Source organism: Corynebacterium comes (assembly GCF_009734405.1).
Lineage (GTDB): Bacteria > Actinomycetota > Actinomycetes > Mycobacteriales > Mycobacteriaceae > Corynebacterium > Corynebacterium comes.
Map to the genome: position 1 here is coordinate 1775398 of NZ_CP046453.1, position 22860 is coordinate 1798257.

Here is a 22860-nt window from a genome sequence, read left to right on the forward strand (position 1 = left end):
TTCACCCGCGGTGGTGCCGTTCCACCGTGGCGTAGTTGTCGGCGACCCAGTCGACCAGCGCCTGCGCCACGGGTAAGAGGCTGCGCCCCAGTTCGGTGAGCCCGTATTCGACACGCGGGGGGATCTCCTCGAAGGCCCGGCGCGCGATGAGTCCGTCATCGGCCATGGTGCGCAGGCGCTGCGAGAGCATCTTCTGCGAGATCCCGTCCACCACCTCCACGATCCGCCCGTAACGCAACGGACCGTCCGCGAGGGAGAGCACGATGAGGATCGTCCACTTGTCCCCCACGGAGTTGAGCAGCCCGCGGCTGGGGCAGGTGCGGTCAAAGGGGTCGTACCTGCCCGCCCAGTCCTGCGAACGGCCGCTCATACCGACCATGGTAGCTGTCCGGGGGCCCGAGTAGACTGGCGTGCCACTGCCCCACCACTCCAGACGAAAGCGAGTCGACGACGTGATCCCGGCCCACGGCACCCAGCTCAGTGTCACCGCCACGAGCATCCGTATCGAACGATCGGCTCTGACCGCCGCGCTGACCGGTCGACGGTCCGTCGAGGTGCCCCTCTCCTCTGTCACCGGGGTGAGCGTCACCCCTCCCTCGCTTGTCGACGTCGGCCGGGTCCTGCTCGAGGGCGCGGACGTCACCGTCGAGTTCGCCCCGGGCCAGACGCGTGCGGCCGAGGATTTCCTCGCCGATGTGGAGGCAGCCCGCCGCGGTGAGGCGCCGACCGCCTCCAACGGCGGGGTCACCGGCCTGGACTTCATCGGATTCGACGTGGAAACCGCCAACGCGGACGTCGGGTCCATCTGTCAGCTGGGTGTGGTCCGCATCGTCGACGGCGTCGAGGTCGCCTCGGCATCGTGGCTGTGCACCCCTCCCCCGGGGCTCACGCAGTTCGGTGCCGACAACATCGCCATTCACGGCATCACCCCGGAAGACGTCGCCGACCAGCCCACGTTCAGCGAACGCCTGCCGGGTCTCCTCGAGTTCATCGGCGATCTGCCGGTGGTGGCCCACAATGCGCAGTTCGACATGATGGCGTTGCAGCGGGCGTGCGCGGCCAGCGACGTGGAGGTCCCCACGCTGTCGTTCGGTTGTTCCCTGATCCTGGCCCGCGGTGCGAAGCTGGGTGTCACCAGCCACCGTCTGCCGGTCGTGGCCGAAGTTCTGGGTGTGCCGCTGGGTCGCCACCACGACGCCACCGAGGATGCCCGTGCCGCCGCGCTCATCGTCGTGGAACTGGCCCGGAACGTCGAGCACCGCGGAAGCTTCACCGAGTTCCAGCATTCCTCCGGCTTCACCATGGGCACCCTCAACCAGGAGCGCACCTGGCCGGTGCTGCGGGATCGCTCCGGGGCGCGGATCGCGATGCAGAAGGTCCAGCCGGATGTGCCGGTGGCTGCACCGGTCGAGGAGAAGAAGGCCCCCCGCCGGGCCCCCTGGCAGTCCGTGTCCACCCCGGACGTCATCCCCGAGCCTAATCAGAAGGCCGATCCCACCGGTCCTCTCTTCGGCCAGAACGTCACGCTGACGGGTGATTTCGAGCCCTTCGACAAGGGTCAGCTGTGGTCGGGTATCGCTGATCTGGGGGCGGCCGTCGGCAAGAACGTGACCAGGAAGACCACGATTCTGGTCGCCGGCGACTGGGCCACCGTGACCAGTAAGGAAAAGCGTGCCCGGGAACTCCTGGAGAAGGGGCAGGACATCCAGATCTGGACGTCTGCCCAGCTCTACGCGGTGCTGGGCATCGACCCGCAGGGAGCGGTCGATGACGAGCAGCCCCCGTTCTAGGAGAAGTTCGGCCCCCGCGGGAACCTCGGGGTGATTTTTCCGGTCCAACAGTGGTGAGTACGTCCCCTCCTCCCGCCACAGATCAGGAACGTCAGCCGCCATGCCACTGTCCCGCGCGACCCTGCTCCCCGCCCTCCGTCCCGCCGCCTGGTCCACCCGACGGGGTTTGAGTGACGACGGTTTCTGCGACGCCGTCGCCACCATCTCGCTGTCGCATGAGCTCTGCGCCGCGTTCGTGTGCGGCGATGTCGACGTCAGCTACCGGGGCCTGGGGGAACTGGACCTGTCGGCGCACCGCGCGTGGGAGCTGGCCGCCCGCAACCTCATCGCGCGGGCGCAGACCCCCGAGGGTATCCGGGTCCTCACCCGGCCTTATTCCGGCGGTCTGCAGGTGGCCATGCCCGGGGCGCCGGCCACCAGCTGGTTGGCTCACCCGCACACCCTGACCATTCTCGACGGGCACCTCGCCCACCTGCTCGGCGAGCCGGTGGCCTGGTGGATTTCCTCGTCGGAGAAGCTGGTGGCGGTGCCACGGGCGGGCGTCGAGAAGCAGGGATTCGGGGACGAGGGCACACTCGTGGAGTGGCGCCACGGTTTCCCCGCACCTGTGTCACGTCCCACCCCGGTGCCTTCTCCCGCCTAGGCTGGCAGGTGCACTTTTCCTTATTCTCATTCTTGACCCGAGGAGTTTCATGCGACGTCCGATCACCGCCACCTACCGTCTGCAACTGCGGGGACCACAGGCGGACCCGTCGGGGCGGTCTTTCGGTTTCGCCGAGGCCGCTGCCCAGGTTCCGTATCTCCAGGCCCTCGGTGTCAGCCACATCTACCTCTCCCCCATCTTCACGGCTGACCCCACCTCCACGCACAACTACGACGTCACCGACCCCACAGAGGTGAATCCTGAGCTCGGTGGCATCGAGGGGCTGCGCGAGCTGAAGGCCGTCGCCCATGAGGCGGGGTTGGGGCTGATCATCGATATCGTGCCCAACCACCTGGGCGTGGAGAACCCACGTCTGAACAAGTGGTGGTGGGACGTGCTCAAGAACGGGCGGGACTCCGAGTACGAGCACTACTTCGACATCGACTGGCACGAGGACAACGGTGCCGGGGGAAAGCTCGGTATGCCCGTGCTGGGCGAGCCCGGCGACGAGGACAAACTCGAGCTGCGCGAGGAGGACGGGGAAATTCTGCTGGCCTACTACGACCACGTCTTCCCCGTCGCCGACGGCACGTGCTCCGGTGTCGACGATGACGTGCAGGCCGTCTACGACCGCCAGTCCTACCGCCTGATGTACTGGCGCGACGGCGTGATCTCCTACCGCCGCTTCTTCTCCGTCAACGGGCTGGCGGGAATCCGGCAGGAGGATCCGCTCGTCTTCGAGCACACCCACCGCATCATCCGTCAGCTCATCGCCGAGGACCTCATCGACGGCGTGCGGGTCGACCACCCGGATGGCCTGAGCGACCCGTTCGGCTACCTCAACCGTCTGCGGGAGGTCGTCGGACCGGACCGCTGGCTCCTGGTGGAGAAGATCCTCGAGGTGGACGAGGTCCTCGACCCCCGTCTCGCCGTCGACGGCACCACCGGCTACGACGCTCTCCGTGAACTCGACGGCGTCTTCGTCGCCCGCGCGGCGGAGGAGTCCCTCTCGATGCTGGCGCTCCAGCACACCGGTTCCACCTGGGACGAGGCCGCGATGGCCGTGACCCAGCAGCAGCTGAAGCGGGAGGTCGCCGGCGAGGAACTCTCCGCCGAGATCCGCCGTCTGGCCCGGGCGATACGCCGGGACAACTTCTCCACCGCCGGCTCGGGTGTCTCCGAGGACAACCTCATCACCACCATCACCGAACTGGTTGCGGCGATGCCCGTGTACCGCGCCGACTACCTCTCGCTCTCCCGTGTCACCGCGACCATCGTGGCGGAGATGTCGCGCCGTTTCCCGTCCCGCCGCCCGGCCCTCGATCTCATCGTCGCCGCGCTCAACGCCAACGCCGAGGCTAAGATCCGCTTCGCGCAGGTGTGCGGCGCCGTGATGGCCAAGGGCGTCGAGGACACCACCTTCTACCGCGCCTGCCGCCTGGTCGCTCTCCAGGAGGTCGGTGGCGCGCCGGGCCGTTTCGGCGTCTCCTCCGCCGAGTTCCATCTGCTCCAGCAGGAACGCGCCCGGCTGTGGCCCAGGGCGATGACCACGCTGTCCACCCATGACACCAAGCGTGGTGAGGACGTCCGGGCCCGCATCATCGAGCTGACCGAGCGGCCCCGCGAATTCTTCGAGTTCATCCACCGCGTCATCTCCGTGGTTCCCGCCCCGGACGCCGGTACCGGTCATTTCCTCATTCAGAACCTGCTGGGGGTGTGGCCCGCCGACGGGCAGATCACGGAGCAGCTCAAGGAGCGGTTCCGCACGTACACCATCAAGGCGGTGCGCGAGGCCAGCGTGCACACCACGTGGACCGACCCGGTCGAGCACTTCGAGACGGCCGTGCTCGACTGGGTGGAGGCGCTTCTCGACGGCCCCGTCACCTCACTGATCACCGAATTCGTCGGCCCTCTCGCACGCGGTGCCACGTCCATTTCGCTCGGCCGCAAGCTCCTGCAGCTCACCGGCCCGGGCATTCCGGACATCTACCAGGGCACCGAGTTCTTCGACGACTCCCTCGTCGACCCCGACAACCGGCGGTTCGTGGACTACACCGCCCGGCAGCAGACGTTGGCCAGCCTCCAGGAGGGTGTGGACTGGAATGACCTGGCCGCGGAGGCCGCGTGCCAGACGACCGCCACGGGCGCCTACCCGCATCTGGACCTCTACGGTGACCGGGCGAAACTGCACGTTGTCCATGAGGGGCTGAAGGTGCGCCAGGATCACCCCGAGTACTTCGTCGGTGGCGAGACGGAGGCGGTGTTCGCCGTCGGCTCAGCCGATTCCCATCTCATCGGTCTGGCCCGGGGCCACGCGGATGTGCCCGGCGCGGCGGGCATCGGCGTGATCACGCTGGCCACCCGTCGCCCGCTGCGCCTGGCGGAGCGCGGCGGCTGGGAGGCCACGACCGTCACTCTGCCGGAGGGAACGTGGTTGGACCGCCTCACGGGTCAGGTCTACGAGTCGACGGTGCCGCTGGGGGAGGTCTTCGCACTGTTCCCCACCGCTCTGCTGGTCAGAAATGTCTGATCGTATCGCCCGGCTGGGCAGCCGCTACCACGAGTGGATACGGGCCCACCCGGACGCCGAGAAGGACTTCGGCGCAGCGGTGGAGGATCTGCTGGCTGACGCCGGCGTCACCTACGATCGTGTCGTGGCCCGCGTGAAGGACTGGTCCTCGATGAAGACCAAGGCCTACAAGAAGCGAGCGAACGGCGACTGGATGTATCCGGATCCGTGGGAGGACATCCATGATCTCATCGGCGTGCGGGTGACCGTTTTCCATTCAACGGAGATCCCGGTGGCGATCGGTGCGCTCCAGCAGTCCTTCAGGGTGGAACGTTCGGTGGACAAGACCGCGGAGACGCGGATCTCCGGTGGCTTCGGATACGGTTCGCACCACCTCGTTCTCACGGTCGACGAGAACTCCTCCGACATCGAGGAGCTCTCCGGTCATCAGGGCGTCAACTTCGAGGTGCAGGTGCGCACGGTACTGCAGCACGCGTGGGCCGAGTTCGAGCACGACATCCGTTACAAGCGTGGCCTGGACACCGTGGATCCGCGGGTTGACCGTGCCTTCACCCTGGCGGCGGGTCTCATCGAACTGGCGGACCAGCAGTTCGACCAGATCGCCGCCCTGCAGTACACGGACGACTCCGCCGCCGATGACGTGGAGCTCACGGCGGAGACCCTCCCCGGTGTGCTGGCGATGCTGCTGGGCAACCGTTTCCCGCGCTCACGCTCAGAGAACTACCGCTTCCTCATGGAGATCCTGGCCGCCGACGGCATCACCACCGTGGCGGAGCTGGATTCCCTGCTCAACGACATGGACATCGATGCTGTCCGCAACGCCATGCGGTACCGTTTCCACCCCGGCCAGATCAGGCTCATCGACGATCTTCTGCTGCGGCGCTACGGCCAGGACCACATAGCCAGGACGGGAAAGATCGGGCAGAGACCCGATTCCCGCCCCGGTCATCTGGCTCGCCGGCTGAAGTCGATGCGCGCCGTGCGCATCATGCGCGAAGAAAGAAGTGACAGGCAGTAACATGGTGGGGAACAACACTGTTTGTCCGATAAGGAGCACTGTCCCATGAGTCTGGTCTCGTCCATTCGTGAAGATTTCCCCCTGCTGGCCGATGCCATCCACGTGTGGGCGCTTTCCATCGCGGACTACTTCCGTCCGATGGGAATCGACTTCCCGCCCGCGGACTGGAGCCTGTTCTAACCCACACCCGCTTTGTTGACGTATCATCGTCAACATGAGCAGACACATCTCTTTCGGCCTCGACACCTTCGGCGACGTCACAGTCACACCTTCCGGCACCCCCGTCCCCCACGACCAGGTGCTGCGTGACGTGGTCGCGGAAGCTGTCGAGGCCGATCGCGTCGGCGTCGACGTCTTCGGCGTCGGCGAACACCACCGCGACGACTACGCCATCTCCGCACCCGACATCGTCCTGGCCGCCATCGCAGGACAGACCACCACCATCCGCCTGACCACCTCCGTCATCGTGTTGTCCTCGGATGAGCCGGTCCGGATCTTCGAACGCTTCTCCACCCTCCAGGCGATCTCCTCCGGCCGCGCCGAAATGACCCTGGGTCGTGGCTCCTTCATCGAGTCATTCCCGCTCTTCGGCTACGACCTCAAGGACTACGAGCGACTCTTCGAGGAGAAGCTCGAGCTCATGCGCGTGCTTCTGGACGCCGACGCCTCCCGCTCCCCCATCCCCTGGGACCGCGGTCCCGAGCGCGTGTACCCGCCGACCGCCACTCCGCTGCAGGCCTGGGTCGCGGTGGGTGGTTCCCCGGAGTCCGTGATCCGCGCCGCCCGACTCCGTATGCCCCTCATGCTGGCCGTCATCGGCGGTGCCGCACGCCGTTTCCGCCCCTTCGTCGATCTGTACAAGAGGGCCAACGAGGAGTTCGGCCAGCCGCAGGCCCCCGTCGGTGTGCATTCCCCGGGCCTGATCGCCCCCACCGACGCCGAGGCGCAGGAGCGTCTCTACGAGCACTGGGTCGCCGGCCAACGCCGCATCGGTGCCGAGCGCGGCTGGCCCGCCCCCACTCTGGAACAGTTCACCGGGGAGATCAACCACGGCGCGCTCTACGTCGGTTCCCCCGAGACGGTGGCGGCGAAGATCGCGGACACGGTGCGGGCGCTCGACCTGGACAGGTTCACCCTCAAGTACGCCAACGGACCCGTCGCGCACGAGCACAACATGGAGACCATCCGCCTCTACGGCGAGGAGGTCATCCCGCGGGTGCGGGAGCTGCTTCAGTAGTCGGTCCTGCCCCGCAGGCGGTCGAGGTCACGCCTCTCGCGTTTCGTCGGCCGCCCGGCCCCCCGGTCCCGGCGCGGCAACGACGCCAGGATCTCCTTCGGCGGGGGCGGTGGCGAGTGGTCGAGGTAACAGGTCCTGGCCACCGGCGCGCCGACGCGCTTCCGCACCGTGGTAACCACCTCCAGGTCGAGTTCGCGGTGGTTGACCCACGCGCGCACCCGGTCCCCGGGCACCACCTGCTGGGCGGGTTTGACCGCGTGCCCGTTGAGTTTCACATGGCCGGCACGCACGGCGGCGGCGGCCTCGGAACGCGTCTTGAAGATCCGCACGGCCCATACCCACACGTCGATACGAACTGCTTCACTCATGTTGCGCCTAGTGGTTGTCCTTGTGGTTGACGATCTTCTGGATCTTGTTCCAGTTGTAGAAGCCACCCACCACAGCCACGATGAGACCGAGGACGAGCCAGCTCCAGCTGGTGAACAGCAGGCCGAGGGCGAGGCCACCGACCACACCTCCGCCGACGCTGAGGGCGGCGTTGCGGGTGTACCTCCGTACGGCCTGCTTCCGCTGTTCGATCGGGTTGTTCGGGCGACGTTGCATGGTCATGCGCACCATCCTAGTACTCGATCCACGCGGTGCCCGCCTCGCTCGGCGCGACAGTGCCGGCGGTCAGCGACGCGAGTGTGGACTCCAGCGCCTCACGCCCGCCCGGGGCGACCGCCAGCGTGTACGTGACCGCCGCCCCGTAATCGGCACCGGTGACTGACACGCCCCGGGCGCGCAGGTCCGCCTCCAGCCGGCCGGCCTCGGCATGCGGGACCTCGATCCGGTAGAGCTCCCGGATCGCGCGGGTGACCCGCTCCACCTTCGGCAGAAGCTCGCCCACGGACTGGGAGTAGGCGTGCACCAGCCCGCCCGTCCCGAGCTTGATGCCGCCGAACCAGCGGACGACGACCACGGTGGCGTCGAGAAGCTCCGACCCCCTGAGCACGTCGAGCATCGGCTTGCCCGCGGTTCCGGAGGGCTCACCGTCATCGGAGGAACGCTCGACCGGGTGCGAGCCCTCCACGTGGATGAGGTAGGCGCTGCAGTGATGGCGGGCGTCCGGGTATCGGGCACGGATCTCGTGGATGAAGTCCCGGGCGGCATCGTCCGTCGGGGTGCGGCGGGCGAGCGAGAGAAAGCGGGAGCGTTTGACCTCCCACTCGTGCGTCCACGTCCGGTCGGCGGCGGGCAGCTGGTAGGTCGTGAGCATGAGCACTGATAGTAGCTGGCCGTTTGAGTAGCCTGGGGCGCATGACTGCTCATGAACCGTTCTCCGTGTGGGCGCCCCATGCCCGGGATGTCCGACTCCGACTGACAGAAGATTGCCTCCCGATGCGGGCCACCGAAGGTCACTGGTGGGTCGCGGACCGGGTGGCGAAACCCGGCCAGCGCTACGGTTTCGAAATCTTCGATGGAAAAGAGTGGTCGAAGACGCTGCCCGATCCGCGCAGCACGGCCCAGCCGGACGGCGTGCACGGACTCAGCGAGGTGACCGACCCGGCGTTCCCGTGGACCTCGGATCTCTGGACCGGCCGCACCCTGGCCGGGCAGGTCATCTACGAACTCCACGTGGGCACCTTCACGCCGGCCGGCACGTTCGAGGGGGTCATCGGGAAACTCGATTACCTGCGCGATCTGGGGGTCACCGCCATTGAACTCATGCCGGTCCAGCCTTTCGGCGGCGAGCGTAACTGGGGTTATGACGGCGTGGAATGGCACGCCGTCCACCAGGGCTACGGCGGCCCCGAGGGCCTGAAGAAGCTTGTCGACGCCGCCCACAACGCCGGCCTCGGCGTCATCCTCGACGTCGTGTACAACCACTTCGGCCCCGACGGAAACTACAACGGCATGTTCGGCCCCTACACCGTCGGCGGCAACACCGGCTGGGGTGAGTTGGTCAACATCTCCGGTCCGGATTCGGACGAGGTGCGCGCCTACATCCTCGACGCCGTGCGCCTGTGGCTGGCGGAGTTCCGTATCGACGGCCTGCGTCTCGACGCCGTCCACTCCCTGGACGACCGCGGCGCCTACTCCCTCCTGGAGCAGATGCAGGTCGTCGCCGACGACGTCGCCACGCGGACCTCGGTGCCGCGCTACCTCATCGCCGAGTCCGACCTCAACGATCCCCGCCTGATCACCGGAACCGACGGCGGCGGCTACGGACTCGCCGGGCAGTGGGTCGACGACATCCACCACGCCCTGCACACCCTCGTCTCAGGCGAGAAGCACGCCTACTACGAGGACTACGGCTCCCTCGGGGCCCTGGCGAAGACCCTGCGGGAGGGTTATTTCTTCACCGGCACCTGGTCCTCCTACCGCGGACGGACCCACGGCCGTGCCCTGGACACCACCGCCATCCCCGCCCATCGTCTGGTCACGTACACCACCACCCACGACCAGTCCGGCAACCGGGCCCGCGGCGACCGACCGTCGATGACGCTGACCCCTGCCCAGCAGGTGCTCAAGGCGGCGGTCATCTACGCCTCCCCCTTCACCCCGATGCTGTTCATGGGCGAGGAGTTCGGGGCACAGACGCCCTTCGCCTTCTTCTGTTCCCACACCGACGACACGCTCAACCAGCTCACCTCAGAAGGCCGCAAGCGCGAGTTCGCCCGCTCCGGCTGGGACCACGACGAAGTCCCCGACCCCGCTGATCCCGCCACCTTCGAGGCCTCACGACTGGACTGGGACTTCAGCGCTGAGCAGGAGGAGATCCACGCCGCCTACCGGGAACTGCTGCGCCTGCGGCGCGACCTCGGACTCGCCCGCCCCGACCTGTCGAAGCTCATCGTGGAGACGGGTTCCGAGGACGAGAAGTGGCTGGCCATGGGGCACGAGGACGTCATCCTGGTGGCCAACCTCTCCGATCAGCCCGTCACCGCCCCCTACGGCGGCGAGCTGATCTGGTCCTTCACGCAGCCTTCGGTGGAACTGGACCGGACCGCGCTGGGGCCGTGGGAGTTCGCGCTGCTCAGGCGCTAGGTGTTCACCAGGTACTCATACTCCGGTGTGCCCGGCTTCAGGTGCTGGCAGTCGATGCGGGAGGCCTTCATCCGCTCCACCAGTGGTTCGAAGTCGCTGGCGCGCCCCAGTTCGAGCCCCACGAGCGCGGCACCGGTCTCGCGGTTGCTGCGCTTGAGGTACTCGAAGAGGGTGATGTCGTCGTCCGGGCCGAGGATGTCGTTGAGGAAGTGGCGTAGCTGGCCCGGCTCCTGGGGGAAGTTCACCAGGAAGTAGTGCTTCAGCCCGCGGTGAACCAGGGACCGTTCCATGATCTCGGCGTAGCGCAGGACGTCGTTGTTGCCGCCCGAGATGATGCAGACCACCACGGAGTCCGGCTGCAGGTTCATCTCCTTCAGACCGGTCACCGACAGCGCTCCGGCAGGCTCGGCGATGATGCCCTCGTTCTGGTAGAGGTCGAGCATCTCGGTGCAGACCGCCCCCTCGGAGACGTCTATCACGTGGATGCGGCCCTGGTTGCGCTCGACGATCCGGTAGGTCAGCTCACCGACGCGCTTGACGGCGGCGCCGTCGACGAAGGGGTCGACGGTCTTGAGGGTGACGGGGCCGTCTGCACGGAGCGCGGCCTGGAGGGAGGCGGCGCCGGACGGCTCGACGCCGACGATCGCGGTGCGCGGCGCCATGTCTGCCAGGTAGCTGGCGACGCCGGCGAGCAGGCCGCCGCCGCCGACGGGCACGAAGATGGTGTCCAGGGACTTGCCGATGGAGGTCAGCTGGGAGAGGATCTCCGCGGCGACGGTGCCCTGGCCGATGATGGTGTCGCGGGCGTCGAAAGGCTCGATCATGGTGGCGCCACGCTCGGCTGCGTCGGCGCGCGCGGCCTCGGCGGCCTCGTCGAAGTTGTTGCCCGTGACGACGAGATCCACCATGTCGCCACCGTGGACGACGATGCGGTCACGCTTCTGCTTCGGGGTCTGGACGGGCACGAAGATGCGCCCGGGGATGCCCATGGTGCGGCACGCGTAGGCCACGCCCTGTGCGTGGTTGCCTGCCGACGCCGCCACGATCCCGGCGTCCCGCTGCTCGTCGCTGAGGTTCGCGATGGCGTAGTACGCGCCGCGGATCTTGTAGGAACGGACGTCCTGGAGGTCCTCGCGCTTGAGGTAGACCTCCACCCCCGACTCATCCGAGAGGCGGGGACAGTACTGCAGGGGAGTCGGTTCAATGACAGATGAGATCCGGGCCTGCGCCAGCTGAATATCCGAGGCGCGGACGGGCTCGAAGGTGGTGGGGGCTGTCAGGGTACCGGACGGGTTGTCACTCATGTCGACCCAGTGTAGTACCCGTGCCCGGCGATCCTTTTCTCGCGGCCCGGTTCACCGAAGGTTCATCTGCCTGCCACCGGAAGTTGGACGCCAGGCAATGTGGACACGTCATCCTTACTCTCGTTCAGTTCTCATATACTTCCCAGGAGTTTCCCAGTGTTCTTCCGTCGTACCGCTGTCTCCCTGTGCGCGGCCGTGGCCACCGGTCTCAGCATCGCCCCGGCGCATGCCGCTGTCGTCGCCGAGCCGATCACCCATTCCGCTCCGGGCGCCGCCCTGTCGGTCACCCCGATCGGTTCCTACGAATCCGGGATCTTCGACGCCTCGGCAGCCGAGATCGTGGCCTACCACGCGGCATCCGAGCGGGTTCTCACCGTCAACGCCCGGTCCGGCAGCATCGACCTCCTGGACATCGCTGATCCGACCTCCCCGCAGAAGGTCGGCGAGGTCTCCGGCGGCGCGGGCACGACCATCAACTCGGTGGCCGTCCGCGCGGACGGCCTGGCCGTCGCCACCGTCGAGCCGACGACCAAAACCGACCCGGGCCGTGTCATCTTCTTCGATGCGGCCGGAAACGGTAGCGTCCTCGGTTCCCTGCCGGTCGGTGCCCTGCCGGACATGGTGGCGATCACCGGGGACGGCAGGTACGCGCTCGTCGCCAACGAGGGCGAGCCGGCCGAAGACTACTCGATCGACCCGGAGGGCTCCGTCTCCGTGATCACCCTCCCGGAGGGTGTCAGGGCCGCCACCGAGGTCCGCACCGCCGACTTCCATAACTACAACGCGCCGGGCGCCCTCCCCGAGGGCGTGCGCATCTTCGGGCAGATCGGCGACTCGGAAACCGTCGCCCAGAACCTGGAGCCGGAGTACGTCACCATCTCAGGAGACAAGGCCTACGTCTCCCTGCAGGAGAACAACGCCATCGCCGTCGTCGACATCAGGACCGCAACCGTGGAGGACATCTTCCCGCTGGGCACCGTCGACCTGGGGGACGTCCCGATGGACATCTCCGACAAGGACGGCGGCATCAACATCGCCAACTGGCCCATCAAGTCCTTCCGCCTGCCGGATGCCATCGAGTCCTACTCTGCCGGCGGCGCCACCTACATCGTCACCGCCAACGAAGGCGACGCCCGCGACTGGGACGGCTACTCCGAGGAATCCCGACTCAAGGGTCTGGGCAGGAACGGGGTGGCCCCCATCTGTGAGGGATACGTCGACGACATCGCTGAGCTCCAGAAGGATGAGAACGCCGGCCGCCTGAACATCACCCTCGCCGAAGGCCTGAACGGGGACGGCACCTGCTACGAGCAGATCTACTCCTACGGTGGCCGTGGTTTCTCCATCTTCGATCACACCGGCAACCTCGTCTTCAACTCGGACGACAGCTTCGAAAAGATCCTGGCCGAGGCGGTCCCGGAGTACTTCAACTCCAACCACAGCGAGTCCAACCTCGAGGGCCGCTCAGACGACAAGGGCCCCGAGCCGGAGGGCGTGGCGCTCGGCGAGATCGACGGCCGCACCTACGCCTTCATCGGCCTGGAGCGCATCGGCGGCGTGATGGTCTACGACATCTCCGATCCCTCCGCCGCCACGTTCGTCACCTACGTGAACAACCGCGACTTCTCCGTCTCCATGGAGGACGAGGCGGACCAGGCTGCCGCACTGCCGAAGGCCGGCGACCTGGGTCCGGAGGGCCTGGTGTTCATCCCGGCCACCGACTCCCCCAACGGGAAGAACCTGCTCGTCGTGGGCAACGAGGTCTCCGGCACCACCACGATCTTCCGGATCGATGACCTCCCGGGCGGCGGATTCTCCCGCCCGGAGGTGTCTTCGCTGTCCTCGCGTTAGGTTTTCCCTCGCGCCGAGGCCTGCAGCCTGCTAAGTTCAACACCGATCAGTCTCTTAACCCATCAAGGAGTTCCCCATGATCCGTCGTCGTCTCTCTGTCGCCCTGGTTGCTGCGGCCAGCACCACCCTGGCCCTGGTGACACCGGCCCATGCTGACACCCAGATGGAGTCGGAGCCGAGCTTCTCCTCGCTGTCCTCCGGTTCCTCCGGGGATAGCGACGACGAGAACTCGGAGCTGCCGGGTTGGGCACAGTCGATGGTGCTCGACGAGGATTCCCTGCTGGTCCTCGAGATCATCCGCGCAGTCATGGCCACCGGCCTGGCCATCACCCAGGGCGCGGTGCTCGCCCTCCCGTTCATCCCGGGCGGCAAGGACCAGCTCCGCGACTTCCTCGCCTCGCTGGGCATCCAGCCTTAGGCGGTTCGACGGAAAGAGGGCCCGCGGTCACATTGACCGCGGGCCCTCTTTCGGCTTCCGGCTAGAAGAGCTCCTCGCTGGCGATGCGGGCGCCCTCGACCAGGGAGTCCAACTTCGCCCAGGCGATCTGGTGGTGCAGGCGGCCACCCAGGCCGCAGTCGGTGGAGGCGACGACATTCTCCGGGCCGACGACCTCGGCGAACTGGATGATGCGGTCGGCGACCAGACGCGGGTGCTCCACGGCATTGGTGCTGTGGGAGATGACACCCGGGTAGATCAGGGAACCCTCCGGCAGCTTGTGCTCCTGCCAGATGCGCCACTCGTGGGCGTGACGCGGGGAGGCACCCTCGAAGGAGAAACCGCCGACCTCGGCGCGCAGGATCTCCTCGATGATGTCACCGAAAGGCACGTCGGTGACATGCGGGCCGTGCCAGGAGCCCCAGCAGATGTGCAGGCGGGTCTGCTCCTTCGGCAGGCCGCGCACGGAGTGGTTGATGGCGTCGACACGGGTGCGCAGCCAGTCGCGGTAGTCCGCGAGGGTGGGCTCCGGGTTGATCTGGTCCCAGGACTCGGCGAGGTCCGGCGCGTCGAGCTGGACGGTGAATCCCGCGTCGGTGATGGCCTTGTACTCCTGGGCCATGGCGTCGGCACAGGCCCACACGACTTCGTCGTCGGTGGCGTAGTACTCGTTCTTCAAACGGGCGGCGGAACCGGGCGAGAGGGCGGCGACGAAACCGTCCGTGGCGCCGGCGGCGTCCATCGCGTTGCGCATCAGCTTCGCGTCGGTCTCGACCTCATCCTGGCCGATGTAGGTGACCGGGCCGGTGAACTTCGGGTTGCCCACCTTGGCGCGGCCGGCGAAGATGCCGGACTCCGGGTCTTCATAGGCCTCGTTGAACAGCTGACGGTCGCGACGGTCCGCGAAGGAGGTCAGCTTGATGTTGCCCGGGGTGGAACGCTCGACCGACTGGCTGGCCCAGCGGTCCTCGTCCGTCATGGTCAGGCCGCCGATGCGGGAGAAGGAGTAGTTCCACCAGGCCCCGTAGTCGATGGCGCCGGAGGTGATGTGGCCGTACTCGCCTTCGTTGACGATGTCGATGCCCATGTCCACCTGACGTTTGACCACCTGGTCGACGGAGGTCTGGAGGATCTCGAAGAACTGCTCGTCGGCGAGCTCCCCGGCGGAACGCTTGAGGTTGGCCTCCAGCAGTTCGGGGGTTCGGGGCAGCGAACCAACGTGGGTGGTCCGGATCTTGTTCACTGACATTCAGGCTCCAATTCGAAAATAGACTGTGCGGTCTATGGTAACTGATGTCCGGCGGCGTTCCCGATCCGCCTCATGATTTTCATGCAGTCGGGTCCCCCTGGCACGTCAGCCCAGGATCCCCGGCCCCATCGTCGCCTTGAGGTCACCCATCAACGATCCGGAACGGTCGACACGCAGATGCTCGCCGAGGATCATCATCGTGGATTCCTCACCGCTGATCAGCTTGAGGTAGACGTCCGAGTCGCCGACGTTGGCCACCAGGACCTCCTTGAGCTTCTTGATGTTGTCCACGGTGCACTGATCGGTGCGCATGCTCAGGCGCAACGGCAGGCCGGCACCGTTGCCGGGACCCAGTTCGGGAACCTTGAGGTCGTCACAGAACAGCGACATGCGGTCGTCGCGAATGGAGATGTGCGCCTTGGCCAGGATGATGTTGTCCTCGACGATCTGGGAGGCCACCAGGGCGTAGATCTTGTTGAACACCAGCAGTTCCACCTGGGCGCCGTTGTGGTCCTCCACCGTGACGATCGCCCACGGCGAGCCGTCCTTCTTGGAGAATCGCCTGTCGACGCCCGAGATGATGCCGCCGATGGTGACCTCCGCACCGTGGCGCATCTCCCCGGCGAGGATGGTGGTCAGCGGCGTGTCGATCTGCGCAGCGAGGGCCTCCTCGAAACCGTCGAGGGGGTGGCCGGAGACGTAGAGGCCGAGCATCTCGCGCTCGAGGGCGAGCTCGTGCTTGCGCTCCCACGTGTCCTCGGGAACCTCTATGGCGAACACACTCGCGACGGCGTCGTCCCCGTCGTCGCCGCCGAATCCGGCGAAGAGGTCGAACTGCCCCTTGTCGGCGGCCTTCTTGGTGGCGAGCACCGAATCGACGGCGTCTTCGTGGATGAGCATGAGGCCCTTGCGGGAGTGATCGAGCGAGTCGAAGGCACCGCCCTTGATGAGGGACTCGGTGATGCGCTTGTTGCAGGGCAGAAGGTCGATCTTCTCCAGGTAGTCGGAGAAACTCGAGAAATGCCCCTTCACCTTCCGCGTCTCGACGATCGACTCGACCACTTCATGTCCGACGTTACGGATGGCGCCCAGGCCGAAGCGGATGTCCTCGCCCACCGCGACGAAGTCATTCTCCGACTCGTTGATGTCCGGGGAAAGCACCTTCAGGCCGAGGTGGCGGCAGTCGGAGAGGTAGATCGCGGACTTGTCCTTCTTGTCGGACACGGAAGTCAGGAGTGCCGCCATGTACTCGGGCGCGAAGTGCGCCTTGAGGTAGGCCGTCCAGAAGGACACCAGGCCGTAACCTGCGGCATGGGACTTGTTGAACGCGTAGGAGGCGAAGGGCAGGATCGTGTCCCACAGCGCCTTGATCGCCTCCGCACCGAAGCCGTTGGTCTTCATTCCGGCGGCGAACTTGGCGTACTCCTTCTCCAGCACCTCCGGCTTCTTCTTGCCCATGGCCTTACGGAAGCCGTCGGCTTCACCGGCTGTGTAGTTCGCGACCTTCTGCGAGATCCTCATGATCTGCTCCTGGTACACGATGAGACCGTAGGTCTCGCCGAGGATCTCCTTGAGCGGTTCCTCCAGCTCGGGATGGATCGGCTCGATCGGCTTCCGCCCGTTCTTGCGGTCCGCGTAGTCCCAGTGGGCGTTGACGCCCATCGGTCCCGGTCGATAGAGGGCCAGGGAGGCGACGATGTCATTGAAGCCGGTGGGCTGCATGCGCTTGAGCAGCTCCTGCATGCCGCCGCCATCCAGCTGGAACACGCCGAGGGTGTCTCCCCTGCCCAGTAGCTCATAGGTGGCCTTGTCCTCCACGGCGAGGGATTCCAGATCGAGATCCTCCCCGCGGTTGCTCTTGATGTTCTCCAGGGCGTCACCGATGACGGTGAGGTTCCGTAGCCCCAGGAAGTCCATCTTCAACAGGCCGATGTTCTCGCAGGCCGGGTAGTCCCAACCGGTGATGAGCGCACCGTCGGCCGGGCGCTTCCACATGGGGATGTGCTCGAGCAGCGGCACGCTCGCCATGATCACCGCACAGGCGTGGACGCCCGCCTGCCTGACGACGCCCTCGAGACCCCGGGCGGTCTCGTAGATCCTGCGGATATCGGGGTCGGTTTCGACGAGGCTGCGGACCTCACCGGCCTCGTTGTAGCGCTCGTGTGAGGGATCGGTGATGCCTGAGAGCGGGATGTCCTTGGCCATGATGGCCGGCGGCAGGACCTTGGTGATGCGGTCCGCCATCTGGTAGCCGGTCTGGCCGAACTGCACCCGGGCGGAGTCCTTGAGGGCCTGCTTCGTCTTCACCGTGCCGAAGGTGATCACCTGGGCGATCTTGTCCTCGCCCCAGCGGTCGGCGGCGTAGCGGATCATCTCACCGCGTCGACGGTCATCGAAGTCGATGTCGATATCGGGTGCCGACGGTCGCTCGGGGTTGAGGAAGCGCTCGAACAGCAGGCCGTGCTCGATCGGGTCGATGTTCGTGATGGTCAGCGCATAGGCGACCAGGGATCCGGCGGCCGAACCACGGCCCGGGCCGACCCAGATGCCGATGGAACGTGCATGCTTGATGATCTCCGCGACGATGAGGAAGTAGGACGGATACCCCTTCATGTCGATGACCTCGACCTCGAAGTTCGCTCGGTCGATGTACTCCTGGGGGACCTCGGCGCCCTTGAAACGCTCCCGCAGTCCCTCCATCACCTCGTGGTGCAGCCACGTCGTCGGGGTGTGCCCCTCCGGGACTTCCGCCACCGGCATGCGGTCGTGCGGATGGGCCTCCCAGATCTCGCCGTAGTCCTGGACACGCTCGGCGATCCACAGGGTGTTGTCGCAGCCGTCGGGGACGGTGTCGTCGAAAAGCGAACGCATCTCCTCGGCTGTCTTGATGTAATAGCCGGTGCCGTCGAACTTGAAGCGGTCGGGGTCGCTGAGCGTCTTTCCGGTCTGGACGCAGAGCATCGCCTCATGCGCCTGCGCCTGGGACTCCAGGACGTAATGGCAGTCATTGGTGACCAGGGGCGGCAGGTCGAGCTTCTTGCCGATCTCCAGCAGTTCCCGCCGCACCCGCTGTTCAATGTGCAGACCGTGGTCCATGAGCTCGAGGAAGTAGTTGTCGCGGCCGTAGATGTCCTGCCACATCGCGGCGGCCTCGAGCGCCTGGTCGAACTGCCCCAGACGCAGACGGGTCTGCACATCGCCGGACGGGCAGCCGGTGGTGGCGATGATGCCGTCGGCGCGCTCGGCGATGAGGTCCACGTCCATGCGCGGCCACTTGCCCAGCTGCCCCTCGTAGGAGGCCATCGACGAGAGATAGAAGAGATTCCGCAGGCCGGTGGCGTTCTCCGCGATCATCGTCTGGTGGAGATACGCACCGGAGGCCGACACGTCATCGGACTTCTGGTGGGGTTCACCCCAACGCACACGGGTCTTGTTGAAGCGGCTCTCCGGCGCCAGATACGCCTCGATGCCGATGATCGGTTTCACGTCCGCATCCGTCATCGCCCGGTAGAAGGCGTCTGAACCGAACATGTTGCCGTGGTCGGTGATGCCGACCGCGGGCATCCCCTGCCGGCTGACCTCCTCCGCCAGCATGTCGATCTTCGCCATGCCGTCGAGCATCGAGAACTCAGTGTGGTTGTGCAGATGAACGAAGGAAGAGTTCTTGACCATGGGAGTGAGTCTAGCCAGTCGTTCACGGGAGGTAAATTACACCGATGTCCCGCGGCTGAGCAGCACAGATGGTGTCGGGCAGTCCCGCCGTCTCACGGAGTTCACGGAGATTGCCCACAAAGCCGTCCACCGTTCGCAACGCTGTATGGAGAGGCTGAAGTATCCGGTTCCGGGTCCCGATCTGGGAGACAACCACGCTGTCACAGATCGGAGATACAGACGGGAACGTTTCCGGAGATGATCTCGGGGATCCTCGTGCCGTCACCGTAGCGAGTTTTTGATCATACCTCCGGGTAGCATGTCCTCCCATGGTCTACGGATTGCTCGCCTACCTGCTGTGGGGCCTGTTCCCGGCATTCTTCCCGCTGCTGCTGCCCGCAGGTCCGGTGGAGATCCTCGCCCACCGCATTCTGTGGACCGCGGTGATCATGATGGTGGCGCTCACAGCGCTGCGGGGATGGAGCGAGCTACGCCACGCCTCGGGACGTACCTGGCTCCAGCTCATCGCGGCGGGCCTGCTCATCTCCTCGAACTGGGGGATCTACGTCCTGGCGGTCAACAGCAACCACGTTGCCGACGCCGCGCTGGGCTACTTCATCAACCCGTTGCTGTCGGTGGTCCTCGCGGTCCTGTTCCTCAGGGAGAAGCTCAGCCGACCCCAGATGACGGCGGTGGCCATCGCTGCGGTCGGTGTCTTTCAACTGACGTTCCTCTCCGGCCAGGCCCCCGTGATGGCCATCGGCATGGCGATCACCTTCGGCTTCTACGGCCTGGTGAAGAAGCAGATCACCGTCTCCCCCACGGCTTCGCTGGCCGCCGAGACGCTCGTCCTCGCGCCCCTCGCGCTGGTCTTCATCATCTGGCTGGAGTCGACCGGCCAGGGCACCTTCACCAGCGAAGGCCCCGGGCACACCACGCTGCTGGTGCTCTCCGGCCTGATCACCACTCTTCCCCTGCTCCTGTTCGGCAAGGCAGCCAAGCATCTGCCGCTGTCGACCATCGGCATGATCCAGTACCTCACCCCCACGATGCAGATGCTCTGGGCGCTGCTGGTCACCCAGGAGTACCTCTCCCCCGCCCGCTGGGCGGGGTTCATCATCATCTGGATCGCGGTGGCGATCTATCTGTTCGACCTCACCCGCCGGTCACGTCGACCGGCCTGACCCCGAACCTGCCCCAGGCGGCGTCCGGCGGGAGGACCTCAACCGCCGCGATCTCCGGCGCACCCGCAACCGCGCGCAGGACGTCGCCCGTGTCACGGACGACGACGGCGTCGATACGCTCGGGGACAGGGACATCCCCCACACCGGCGAGGCTGTCGGCGATGCGGTCGAGTTCACGCTGGAAGACGTCGGCGCGGGTCTCACCGGCGATGGGTTCCGGCAGGGCGAAAGGCGAGGCCAGCGCCACGATCATCGCGTTGACCCGCCCGATCCCCGTGAGCACCGACTCCGCTTCGGCGGGCGTCAACGGTTGCGCGAAGGTGATGAGGGCATAAGCGCTCTGATCAGCGTCCGCGAGCGACCGGTCCGCACGCCCGACGTAGGAGGAGAAGGGCTCCCCCGACTCCGTGCCCAGCATGTCGCCCTGCGGAGCGACGGGCTTATGGGTGGCGTCGTCGAGAAAGGCGAGCACCAGGGCACCGGCCAGGGCGACAATGGCCAGGATCGCGACGATGCGGCGGATCATCCGCGGATCACTTCGAGCGCATGCGCCAGGTCAGCGGGGTACGGGGCCTCGATCTCCATGTACCGGCCGGTGCCGGGGTGCTGGAAACCGATGCGTACGGCGTGGAGCCACTGGCGGATCAGCCCGAGGCGCTCCCCCAGGTTCGGGTCGGAACCGTACATGGGGTCGCCGACGCAGGGGTGACCGATGGCGGACATGTGGACGCGGATCTGGTGGGTGCGACCGGTCTCCAGGCTGACCTCGAGGAGGGTCGCCTCGCGGAAGGCCTCGATCGTCTTGTAGTGGGTGACGGCGGCCTTGCCGTCGGTGGTCACCGCGAAGCGCCAGCCGGCGGAGGGGTGCCGGCCGATGGGCGCGTCGATGGTGCCGGTGAACGGGTCGGGATGGCCCTGGACCAGGGCATGGTAGATCTTCTTCACCGTGCGGTCGCGGAAGGCGTTCTTCAGGACTGTGTAGGCGCGCTCGGAGGCGGCGACGACCATGACGCCGGAGGTCCCCACGTCCAGGCGTTGGACGATTCCCTTGCGCTCCGGCGGACCCGAGGTGGAGATGCGGAAACCGGCGGCAGCCAGGCCACCGACGACGCTGGGCCCGTCCCAGCCGACGGTCGGGTGTGCGGCGACGCCGACGGGTTTGTTCACGGCGATGATGTCCGCGTCGGCGTAGAGGATGTCCATTCCCTCGATGAGTTCCTCCTTCGGAGTCACCGGCGACGCGGTGGCAGGAAGGGTCACCTCCAGCCACGCGCCCTCGATGAGCCGGTCGGACTTGCCGACCTCGCGGCCGTCGACAAGCACATCGCCGTCGGCGGCGAGATCCGCCGCGACGGTGCGGGAGAGTCCGAGGAGTCGGGAGAGGGCGGCGTCGACACGCATGCCGACCAGGCCCTCCGGGACGGGAAGGTTGCGCGTTTCGCGGCTCATGCCTCGACCTTTCGACGCTCGTCGGCGAACATGGCGATGACGAAGACAACGACACCGAGGGTGATGGCGGAATCCGCCAGGTTGAACACCGCGAAACCGCCGACGGAAATGAAGTCCACGACGTGGCCGAACCAGAAACCCGGCTCCCGGAAGAGACGGTCGGTGAGGTTACCCAGGGCGCCGCCGGCGATGAATGCCAACCCCAGCGCCGTGCCCCGGTCGCGGATCTTCGGTGCTGCGAAGGCGATGGCGACCACGAACGTCAGCTGGATGGTGGTGAACAACCAGGTGGAGTTCTCCCCCATGGAGAAGGCCGCGCCGGGGTTGAAGAGGAGGAGGAGGCGGAACCAGTCCCCGAGGATCGGCACCGGCACACCGGGCTCCAGCCAGGACAGCATGAGCGCCTTCGTGGCCTGGTCGATGACCGCAACCCCGAGAATGATCACCGCCATGAAGGTGACGTATTTTTCGGATGGTCTCGGGGTTCTCGTGCTCACGGCAACCATCATTCCCCAACGGGACCGTCGGGGTCCACCTCAGGTAGCGTTGATGAGGTGCAGTTCTTCCGTATCATGGTCGCCGCCGCGACCGTTCTGGCCCTCACGGCCTGTTCCACTGAGCAGACCGATCCTTCGATCGAGCCGGCCGTAGGCCTGCCCGTCGACGCCTCACGGGTCACCGTCCAGACCGCCGGCACCGGTGAGCGGGTGCTCACCTATCAGGATGTCGACGCTGAGGAACAGACCGTCGAGGTCGAGGTCGCCGAAGGGTTGGGCCAGTCCCTCATGCAGGCGGACGCCGTGGACGTCCAGGCCCCCGCGGGTGGGGACGTCCAGCGGATCACCGTCCCCCTCACCGGCGCCACCACCGCTGCCGGAGAGGCCGGGGAAGGCGAGCGGGATGCCTCGCGTGACGTGGAGTTCCGCGTCGGGCGGCCGTCGAGCACCAACCTGGAGCTGACCGACGACATCCGCTCCGCCGAGGGATTCCTCCTGGGTTGGCGCGCCGAGGATGACGGCCAGGTGTCGACCGTGCGCCTGGCCGCGCCGAAGGATGCGACCGACGAGGGCCGTTCCCAGGTCGAGCAGGCCCTGATGAAGCTGCTCTCCCTGCCGGTGGTCTTCCCGGCCGAGGCGGTCGGCCCCGGCGCGACCTGGTCGGTGGATTCCCGCGTGACCGGCGAGTCCACCCTCCTGCAGAACATCACGTACACGATCACCTCGATCAGCGGCGACCGCATCGAGCTCGACGTCGACGTCCAGCAACGCCCGGCGATCGGCGCCCTGACGATGGAGGACGGACAGTCCCTCAATGTCCTCAACTCGAACACCACCAGCGAAGGCTCCCTCACCGTCGACCTGAACAGCCCGCTTCCGGTCGACGGCCGCGTGTCCTACACCACCCGTGTCGTCTACGGCGGAGCGGATTCCGACGTCCGCGTGGTCCAGGACACCACCACCTCCCTGGCCTTCACCGACAGCTAAGGAA

Annotated in this window: 21 protein-coding genes; 11 read left to right on the plus strand and 10 right to left on the minus strand. The window is 66.6% G+C overall.

Annotation, left to right across the window (positions count from 1 at the left end; all coding sequences use genetic code 11):
- Position 1 precedes the first annotated feature (1 nt).
- Positions 2-370: a winged helix-turn-helix transcriptional regulator gene (locus tag CETAM_RS08555; protein WP_156228471.1), complete on the minus strand. Its 369-nt coding sequence runs from the start codon at positions 368-370 to the stop codon at positions 2-4.
- Between the two features lie 82 nt (positions 371-452).
- On the opposite strand from CETAM_RS08555, the gene CETAM_RS08560 reads away from it, so the two are divergent.
- The 6 genes from CETAM_RS08560 (at position 453) to CETAM_RS08580 (ending at position 7218) form a co-directional block, all read left to right on the plus strand.
- Entirely contained in the window at positions 453-1790 is a 1338-nt protein-coding gene (locus tag CETAM_RS08560; protein WP_156229448.1) for an exonuclease domain-containing protein, read from the plus strand.
- A gap of 100 nt (positions 1791-1890) precedes the next feature.
- Entirely contained in the window at positions 1891-2433 is a 543-nt protein-coding gene (locus CETAM_RS08565; protein WP_156228472.1) for a hypothetical protein, read from the plus strand.
- Between the two features lie 49 nt (positions 2434-2482).
- Positions 2483-4963 carry a malto-oligosyltrehalose synthase gene (gene treY, locus CETAM_RS08570; RefSeq protein WP_156228473.1) on the plus strand — a complete coding sequence of 827 codons (2481 nt, stop codon included), beginning with the start codon at positions 2483-2485 and terminating at the stop codon, positions 4961-4963.
- Positions 4956-5981 carry a GTP pyrophosphokinase gene (locus CETAM_RS08575; protein ID WP_156228474.1) on the plus strand — a complete coding sequence of 342 codons (1026 nt, stop codon included), beginning with the start codon at positions 4956-4958 and terminating at the stop codon, positions 5979-5981. Before treY ends, CETAM_RS08575 begins: the two co-directional genes overlap by 8 nt.
- A gap of 45 nt (positions 5982-6026) precedes the next feature.
- A complete protein-coding gene (locus CETAM_RS13940; protein WP_269076392.1) occupies positions 6027-6161 on the plus strand; it encodes a hypothetical protein in 135 nt (44 codons plus the stop codon).
- Between the two features lie 34 nt (positions 6162-6195).
- Entirely contained in the window at positions 6196-7218 is a 1023-nt protein-coding gene (locus tag CETAM_RS08580; RefSeq protein WP_156228475.1) for an LLM class flavin-dependent oxidoreductase, read from the plus strand.
- On the opposite strand, the gene CETAM_RS08585 is transcribed toward CETAM_RS08580, so the two are convergent.
- Genes CETAM_RS08585 through CETAM_RS08595 form a run of 3 tightly spaced genes read right to left on the minus strand, consistent with a single transcriptional unit; the run spans position 7212 to position 8476 of the window.
- Positions 7212-7586, minus strand: a complete 375-nt coding sequence (locus CETAM_RS08585; RefSeq protein WP_156228476.1) for an RNA-binding S4 domain-containing protein — start codon at positions 7584-7586, stop codon at positions 7212-7214. The genes CETAM_RS08580 and CETAM_RS08585 overlap by 7 nt on opposite strands.
- A 7-nt stretch (positions 7587-7593) precedes the next feature.
- Positions 7594-7827 (minus strand): hypothetical protein, encoded by a 234-nt coding sequence (locus tag CETAM_RS08590; protein WP_156228477.1) that lies wholly within the window; start codon positions 7825-7827, stop codon positions 7594-7596.
- Between the two features lie 10 nt (positions 7828-7837).
- Entirely contained in the window at positions 7838-8476 is a 639-nt protein-coding gene (locus tag CETAM_RS08595; RefSeq protein ID WP_156228478.1) for an IMPACT family protein, read from the minus strand.
- A 41-nt stretch (positions 8477-8517) separates the two neighbouring features.
- Between CETAM_RS08595 and treZ the strand changes: the two genes are divergently transcribed.
- Positions 8518-10248, plus strand: coding sequence for a malto-oligosyltrehalose trehalohydrolase (treZ, locus tag CETAM_RS08600; RefSeq protein WP_156228479.1), 1731 nt, complete (start codon positions 8518-8520; stop codon positions 10246-10248).
- Here treZ and ilvA read toward each other — a convergent pair.
- The gene (ilvA, locus tag CETAM_RS08605; RefSeq protein WP_156228480.1) at positions 10245-11552 is read right to left on the minus strand and encodes a threonine ammonia-lyase IlvA; all 1308 of its coding nucleotides are present in this window, start codon (positions 11550-11552) and stop codon (positions 10245-10247) included. The two genes, treZ and ilvA, sit on opposite strands and share 4 nt — an antisense overlap.
- A gap of 156 nt (positions 11553-11708) precedes the next feature.
- On the opposite strand from ilvA, the gene CETAM_RS08610 reads away from it, so the two are divergent.
- Positions 11709-13403: a choice-of-anchor I family protein gene (locus CETAM_RS08610; RefSeq protein ID WP_197085703.1), complete on the plus strand. Its 1695-nt coding sequence runs from the start codon at positions 11709-11711 to the stop codon at positions 13401-13403.
- Between the two features lie 76 nt (positions 13404-13479).
- Positions 13480-13821, plus strand: coding sequence for a hypothetical protein (locus CETAM_RS08615; RefSeq protein ID WP_156228481.1), 342 nt, complete (start codon positions 13480-13482; stop codon positions 13819-13821).
- Positions 13822-13882: 61 nt separating this feature from the next.
- On the opposite strand, the gene CETAM_RS08620 is transcribed toward CETAM_RS08615, so the two are convergent.
- Both CETAM_RS08620 and dnaE read right to left on the minus strand, forming a co-directional pair.
- Positions 13883-15088, minus strand: a complete 1206-nt coding sequence (locus tag CETAM_RS08620; RefSeq protein WP_156228482.1) for a cobalamin-independent methionine synthase II family protein — start codon at positions 15086-15088, stop codon at positions 13883-13885.
- Between the two features lie 105 nt (positions 15089-15193).
- The gene (dnaE, locus tag CETAM_RS08625; protein WP_156228483.1) at positions 15194-18760 is read right to left on the minus strand and encodes a DNA polymerase III subunit alpha; all 3567 of its coding nucleotides are present in this window, start codon (positions 18758-18760) and stop codon (positions 15194-15196) included.
- A gap of 308 nt (positions 18761-19068) precedes the next feature.
- Here dnaE and rarD point away from each other — a divergent pair, with 308 nt between their 5' ends.
- Positions 19069-19923, plus strand: a complete 855-nt coding sequence (gene rarD / locus CETAM_RS08630; RefSeq protein WP_156228484.1) for an EamA family transporter RarD — start codon at positions 19069-19071, stop codon at positions 19921-19923.
- Here rarD and CETAM_RS08635 read toward each other — a convergent pair.
- From CETAM_RS08635 to lspA, 3 genes are read right to left on the minus strand one after another with little or no spacing between them, the layout of a single operon-like run.
- Positions 19895-20449: a hypothetical protein gene (locus CETAM_RS08635; RefSeq protein ID WP_156228485.1), complete on the minus strand. Its 555-nt coding sequence runs from the start codon at positions 20447-20449 to the stop codon at positions 19895-19897. The two genes, rarD and CETAM_RS08635, sit on opposite strands and share 29 nt — an antisense overlap.
- A complete protein-coding gene (locus tag CETAM_RS08640) occupies positions 20446-21372 on the minus strand; it encodes an RluA family pseudouridine synthase (protein WP_156228486.1) in 927 nt (308 codons plus the stop codon). The genes CETAM_RS08635 and CETAM_RS08640 overlap by 4 nt, the downstream gene beginning before the upstream one ends.
- Positions 21369-21878 (minus strand): signal peptidase II, encoded by a 510-nt coding sequence (gene lspA / locus CETAM_RS08645; protein ID WP_197085843.1) that lies wholly within the window; start codon positions 21876-21878, stop codon positions 21369-21371. Before lspA ends, CETAM_RS08640 begins: the two co-directional genes overlap by 4 nt.
- A gap of 48 nt (positions 21879-21926) precedes the next feature.
- Between lspA and CETAM_RS08650 the strand changes: the two genes are divergently transcribed.
- A complete protein-coding gene (locus tag CETAM_RS08650) occupies positions 21927-22856 on the plus strand; it encodes a hypothetical protein (RefSeq protein ID WP_231587410.1) in 930 nt (309 codons plus the stop codon).
- The last annotated feature ends 4 nt before the right edge of the window (positions 22857-22860 follow it).

What these genes read in the sequence shown, in the direction of transcription:
- CETAM_RS08590 (WP_156228477.1), bottom strand. Translation starts at nt 7,827, where the DNA reads ATGACCATGCAACGTCGCCCGAACAACCCGATCGAACAGCGGAAGCAG.
- dnaE (WP_156228483.1), bottom strand. Translation starts at nt 18,760, where the DNA reads ATGGTCAAGAACTCTTCCTTCGTTCATCTGCACAACCACACTGAGTTC.
- CETAM_RS08575 (WP_156228474.1), top strand. Translation starts at nt 4,956, where the DNA reads ATGTCTGATCGTATCGCCCGGCTGGGCAGCCGCTACCACGAGTGGATA.
- lspA (WP_197085843.1), bottom strand. Translation starts at nt 21,878, where the DNA reads ATGGTTGCCGTGAGCACGAGAACCCCGAGACCATCCGAAAAATACGTC.
- CETAM_RS13940 (WP_269076392.1), top strand. Translation starts at nt 6,027, where the DNA reads ATGAGTCTGGTCTCGTCCATTCGTGAAGATTTCCCCCTGCTGGCCGAT.
- CETAM_RS08580 (WP_156228475.1), top strand. Translation starts at nt 6,196, where the DNA reads ATGAGCAGACACATCTCTTTCGGCCTCGACACCTTCGGCGACGTCACA.
- CETAM_RS08595 (WP_156228478.1), bottom strand. Translation starts at nt 8,476, where the DNA reads ATGCTCACGACCTACCAGCTGCCCGCCGCCGACCGGACGTGGACGCAC.
- rarD (WP_156228484.1), top strand. Translation starts at nt 19,069, where the DNA reads ATGGTCTACGGATTGCTCGCCTACCTGCTGTGGGGCCTGTTCCCGGCA.
- CETAM_RS08585 (WP_156228476.1), bottom strand. Translation starts at nt 7,586, where the DNA reads ATGAGTGAAGCAGTTCGTATCGACGTGTGGGTATGGGCCGTGCGGATC.
- CETAM_RS08620 (WP_156228482.1), bottom strand. Translation starts at nt 15,088, where the DNA reads ATGTCAGTGAACAAGATCCGGACCACCCACGTTGGTTCGCTGCCCCGA.
- CETAM_RS08615 (WP_156228481.1), top strand. Translation starts at nt 13,480, where the DNA reads ATGATCCGTCGTCGTCTCTCTGTCGCCCTGGTTGCTGCGGCCAGCACC.
- CETAM_RS08555 (WP_156228471.1), bottom strand. Translation starts at nt 370, where the DNA reads ATGAGCGGCCGTTCGCAGGACTGGGCGGGCAGGTACGACCCCTTTGAC.
- ilvA (WP_156228480.1), bottom strand. Translation starts at nt 11,552, where the DNA reads ATGAGTGACAACCCGTCCGGTACCCTGACAGCCCCCACCACCTTCGAG.
- CETAM_RS08635 (WP_156228485.1), bottom strand. Translation starts at nt 20,449, where the DNA reads ATGATCCGCCGCATCGTCGCGATCCTGGCCATTGTCGCCCTGGCCGGT.
- treZ (WP_156228479.1), top strand. Translation starts at nt 8,518, where the DNA reads ATGACTGCTCATGAACCGTTCTCCGTGTGGGCGCCCCATGCCCGGGAT.
- CETAM_RS08640 (WP_156228486.1), bottom strand. Translation starts at nt 21,372, where the DNA reads ATGAGCCGCGAAACGCGCAACCTTCCCGTCCCGGAGGGCCTGGTCGGC.
- CETAM_RS08565 (WP_156228472.1), top strand. Translation starts at nt 1,891, where the DNA reads ATGCCACTGTCCCGCGCGACCCTGCTCCCCGCCCTCCGTCCCGCCGCC.
- treY (WP_156228473.1), top strand. Translation starts at nt 2,483, where the DNA reads ATGCGACGTCCGATCACCGCCACCTACCGTCTGCAACTGCGGGGACCA.